The sequence below is a fragment of the Falsirhodobacter sp. 1013 genome (assembly GCF_051195255.1).
In the GTDB taxonomy this organism is placed as follows: Bacteria; Pseudomonadota; Alphaproteobacteria; order Rhodobacterales; family Rhodobacteraceae; genus Falsirhodobacter.
Window position 1 is genome coordinate 1 of the sequence record NZ_JBNJLK010000037.1, and the last position, 3,788, is coordinate 3,788.

Annotated in this window: 5 protein-coding genes; 2 read left to right on the plus strand and 3 right to left on the minus strand. The window is 63.7% G+C overall.

All coding sequences use genetic code 11. The features are described from left to right. Positions 1 to 306: 306 nt before the first annotated feature. Both ACSHZY_RS18730 and ACSHZY_RS18735 read left to right on the plus strand, forming a co-directional pair. Positions 307 to 549: a type II toxin-antitoxin system VapB family antitoxin gene (locus tag ACSHZY_RS18730; protein WP_435171736.1), complete on the plus strand. Its 243-nt coding sequence runs from the start codon at positions 307 to 309 to the stop codon at positions 547 to 549. Next, positions 549 to 974 (plus strand): type II toxin-antitoxin system VapC family toxin, encoded by a 426-nt coding sequence (locus ACSHZY_RS18735; protein ID WP_435171738.1) that lies wholly within the window; start codon positions 549 to 551, stop codon positions 972 to 974. The genes ACSHZY_RS18730 and ACSHZY_RS18735 overlap by 1 nt, the downstream gene beginning before the upstream one ends. Before the next feature lie 318 nt (positions 975 to 1,292). Here ACSHZY_RS18735 and ACSHZY_RS18740 read toward each other — a convergent pair whose 3' ends face one another. From ACSHZY_RS18740 to ACSHZY_RS18750, 3 genes are all read right to left on the minus strand, one after another. Next, a complete protein-coding gene (locus ACSHZY_RS18740; protein WP_435171740.1) occupies positions 1,293 to 1,898 on the minus strand; it encodes a hypothetical protein in 606 nt (201 codons plus the stop codon). Then, complete coding sequence (locus ACSHZY_RS18745; protein ID WP_435171742.1) at positions 1,895 to 2,677, minus strand: hypothetical protein; 783 nt, start codon at positions 2,675 to 2,677, stop codon at positions 1,895 to 1,897. Before ACSHZY_RS18745 ends, ACSHZY_RS18740 begins: the two co-directional genes overlap by 4 nt. A gap of 135 nt (positions 2,678 to 2,812) precedes the next feature. Continuing rightward, entirely contained in the window at positions 2,813 to 3,232 is a 420-nt protein-coding gene (locus ACSHZY_RS18750) for a DUF3560 domain-containing protein (RefSeq protein WP_435171744.1), read from the minus strand. Between the last annotated feature and the right edge of the window lie 556 nt (positions 3,233 to 3,788).

Genomic DNA, 3,788 nt, shown 5'->3' on the forward strand with positions numbered 1-3,788 from the left:
CCGCGCAAGCGATCGTCACCCGAAGGGCCGAAACGGGCCGCGCCCTCGACCATTCGCGCGGCGCTGGCGCTGGCTCGGAGAGACAGGGGCGGCGTCATTTGGCGCGAAGGGAGAGGGCGCGAGTCCGGTTCGGGACGGAGGCCGGTCTTGCCGGCCGTAGTCTAGAGCGCGGTCACTCGGGCAGGGAGGTTCAGGGCGACAGCCCTGGACCGAACGGCACGAGGGATGCGCTATGATTGATATACCAAACCTTGAACGGTTATATACTCTTCGGTATATACGTTATAGACCAACGGAGGAATACCAATGGCAATGCTTATCAAGGGCGATGAGATTGATGCTTTGGTTGCGAAATACTGCGCCATGACGGGCCTGACAAACAAGAGCGAAGCCGTGCGACAGGCCCTTTCCGCGCAAATATCCGCTCTTTCCACGAAAGAAACGCTGACGGATCGGGTGGGCAAACTTCGCGACCGCGCCGCTGCCGAAGGTTTTGCGCCTGCTGGCGACGACAAGGCGTTCATGGACGATATGTGGGGCGAGTCCTGATGTTCCTCGATGCCAGCGCGATCACGGCGGTTCTTCTCGGTGAAGATGACGGGCCTACGTTGCTGAAGGCTATGGAAGGGGCGCGGGGCAAGCTGCGATTTTCGCCGGTCGTGCGACTTGAGTCTGTCTTGGCGCTGGTGCGGGCGCGTGTGACCAAACGTGGCAAAGGACCGGCGACGGCGGAAGATTTCGAGAAAGCCTCTGCGCTGGTCGATGATCTGATTACGGCCCTCGACGCCTACGAGGTCCATATCAGCACGGGGATCGGCAATGACGCGATCAAGGCTTTGTCGGTCTACGGCAAGGTTGTGGGTCATCCGGCGCAGCTCAACATGGGCGATGCGCTGGCCTATGCCTGTGCGAAGGCGTATCGCGCTCCGTTGCTCTACAAAGGCAACGATTTCGCACAGACCGACATGGCATGACGTTCGGCCCGCCCGAAGGGTGGGCTGAACGCTGTTATGCACGGTCGCCAATCCGTCGCGCCAGCGGTTTACCACAACCGCCTCGCCTCCCTTCGCGCTATGGGGGCGCGTCCAGCTCGGCGGTTGCAAGCCCCGGCAAAGCCGGGGTGGAAAACCGCCCCTCCAACCGCAAGCGCGCCGTTTGGTGCGCTTTCCTTTTCCCGCACAGCGGTCCCGCGCGGATAGCGCAAGGCCGGTGACGGGGGCGCCCTCGAGCGTTCCTGTCATCGGGCAACATGCTCCCGAATGAAAAGAAGGGCCTCGCGTCCCCCATGTCGATCAACTGCGCTGAATCCTGATGATCTTGGTATGCACCTGCGCCGTGCTGAAGGTGTCGGGCGGCAGGGTTTCCAGATGCTCGGCCTCGGGGTGATCGAACGTGACCGGCACCAGCGCGACCAGCGTTGCGGGGGCGTCGTGACCCCCGCGCCCCAGAAGCGTCAAGGCCGCTGCGATGTGCTTCCGCACGTCGCGAAAGGGCGGATTCATGATGACGCGGGGAAACTCGACTTTGCCCCGCACATCGTCGGCATAGTCCAGAAAACAGCGGTTCAGCGTCGGCCCGATGCTGTGCAGGGGGGCGGCAAGTTTGTGATGCCGCTCGATCATGGTCAATTCGTTGCGGCTGTGGCCGGATGCGATCAGCGCCCGCGCAAGCTGGCCGGTTCCGGCGCTCGGCTCAAGCGTGAGATAATCGCCAACGGGTCCAAGATAATCGACCATGCGCCGCGCTACATCGTCGGGGGTGATGTGGCATTCCGTGGCACGGTCCACCGCGATCACTTCGGGCACGGTGGCAAGCGCCAGGGCGGGCGCGTCCCGTCGCGCCCTGACCGGAATGGTCAGGGGCTTTGCGGGGCGGGTGTAAATGGCGGGGCGGATCATGCCGCGGCCTCCATATCCTTGACGCTTTCGGGCGTGTCGTGGTGCTTCTGGTCGGTGATGAGGATGGCCGCCCATCCGGCCATATAGCGCGGGCCTTCGTGCTTGGGGTTCGGCGCGATCCGAACGCGGAAGCCTCCGCAGGTTGAAAGGCGCGTCCCGCGTTGTTCGCTGTAGACCTTGGCATATTCCGCCTTGGTCATTTCGACTTGGGGCAGGTTCTCGGCCTCGCGGCGGTGCGGGTTCACGACGGAGATTGTGCCGGATGCCGCTTTGAAATTCAGGATCGGCGGTTTGGCGTCCTTCTTGGCGGGGGGCAGATAGCCGCAAGATTGCATCAGGTCGCGCCATTCGTCGCCGGACAGCTCGACGCTCGAACCTTGCGCGATGTGGGCGGGCAGGGGGGCATCGCATTCGACGCTGAAAAGGTCATCATCCAGCTTCGCGCCCTTTGGCGTGTCGGCCCCATGTTCGCGGACGAACATTTGCAGCAGGGTCGGGGTAATCTCGCCTTCAAAGCGCGGAACCTTGCCCAGCATCTCCCGCTCATAGGACAAGCGATTGAGGGTGTGCATGATCCAGCGCGACAGGTTGCCGCTCTCGATGGTCGAACGCGCTCCGGCCATAGCCTTTTCGCGGGCTTCCTGCGGGGTCATTTCGCCGCGCTCAACCACTGAATAAAGGTTGTAGGCGCAAAGGTCGCTGCGACCGAGGGCCATGCGGATCAGGTTATCCGTGGTCAGCTTGTCCCACATCGCAAGGGCCTTGTGTGCGGTGTTCAACCGGCGTTGCAGGTCGCGCAGTTCGGCCAGAAGGGTGTGAATGCGGCGGGCGCGGACCTTCGGATCGTTCTTGCGGTTCGCGTGACGCTCGACGCCTTCGGCCCGATACTGCCAGTATCCGATTGCCCTGTGCGCCTAGCTGGCCTTGTCTTGGGCGCTGTGCATCCGCTCTTGCGTCTTGCGGGCCTTCCGCTCGGAATGGTGGCCTACAAGGATCGGCTGCCCAAATTCGAAGGCGCGGGAAAGTTCATTTGCGGCGCGGGAAAAGCCGCTGGCCTCTGCGGCGCGTTTGTCCGCGATGGCGTCCAGCCGGTCGGCCTTCATCTGGGCGCGTTCGGCCAAGGTCATGTCCTCCGGCTCGATCTCGCCCGCCAGTTCCAGCGCCAAATCCTCGCGGGCGCAGGACCATGCGGGGGCCACGAAAAGCTCCTGTTTCGGTGCCCATTTGAAACCGGCATCCTTCACGCGCCGGAAGGTTTCAGCATCGAGACGGGCGGAAGCATACAGGCGGATTTTGTTGTCCTCGGGCGAGTAGGTCGCGGAAATGGTGGTCATCGTCGTGTCTCCTTTTGTGGCGAGAACCTTCCGGCCGGGTGCGCCCTCTTTCCAGAATGGGGCTGGCCGTGAAGGTGAGACGCGGCTTGCCCGCGCCTCTCCTTCAGGGACTGCCTTCCGGCGAGGAACGGGGGGAGCCGCGCAACTTCAAAATCCAACGGAGCGGGGAGGGGACCCGTCTGCACGGAGCCGAGGCACGAGGCGGAGGAAGATGGGGAGGGACCGCGCGGAGTGCCGCATTTTGTGGTTGCGTGGGGGGCAGTCGGCCCCCTGATACGGACGCGATAGCGGCCCACGAGGGCAGGGGCGTTTGGCTCGTCAAAATCCCCCTGCATAGATCGAGCCGCGCCCTTCGCGCGGATCACCTTTGATCTTCATGGACGATGGAGCTGGTGCCGCGCGTGAAAGGTAGATCCCGCCCACCGCGCAAGCGATCGTCACCCGAAGGGCCGAAACGGGCCGCGCCCTCGACCATTCGCGCGGCGCTGGCGCTGGCTCGGAGAGACAGGGGCGGCGTCATTTGGCGCGAAGGGAGAGGGCGCGAGTCCGGTTCGGG

Excerpts from the sequence above, each read along its gene's own strand:
- ACSHZY_RS18750 (WP_435171744.1), bottom strand. The coding sequence starts at position 3,232 with ATGACCACCATTTCCGCGACCTACTCGCCCGAGGACAACAAAATCCGC.
- ACSHZY_RS18730 (WP_435171736.1), top strand. The coding sequence starts at position 307 with ATGGCAATGCTTATCAAGGGCGATGAGATTGATGCTTTGGTTGCGAAA.
- ACSHZY_RS18740 (WP_435171740.1), bottom strand. The coding sequence starts at position 1,898 with ATGATCCGCCCCGCCATTTACACCCGCCCCGCAAAGCCCCTGACCATT.
- ACSHZY_RS18735 (WP_435171738.1), top strand. The coding sequence starts at position 549 with ATGTTCCTCGATGCCAGCGCGATCACGGCGGTTCTTCTCGGTGAAGAT.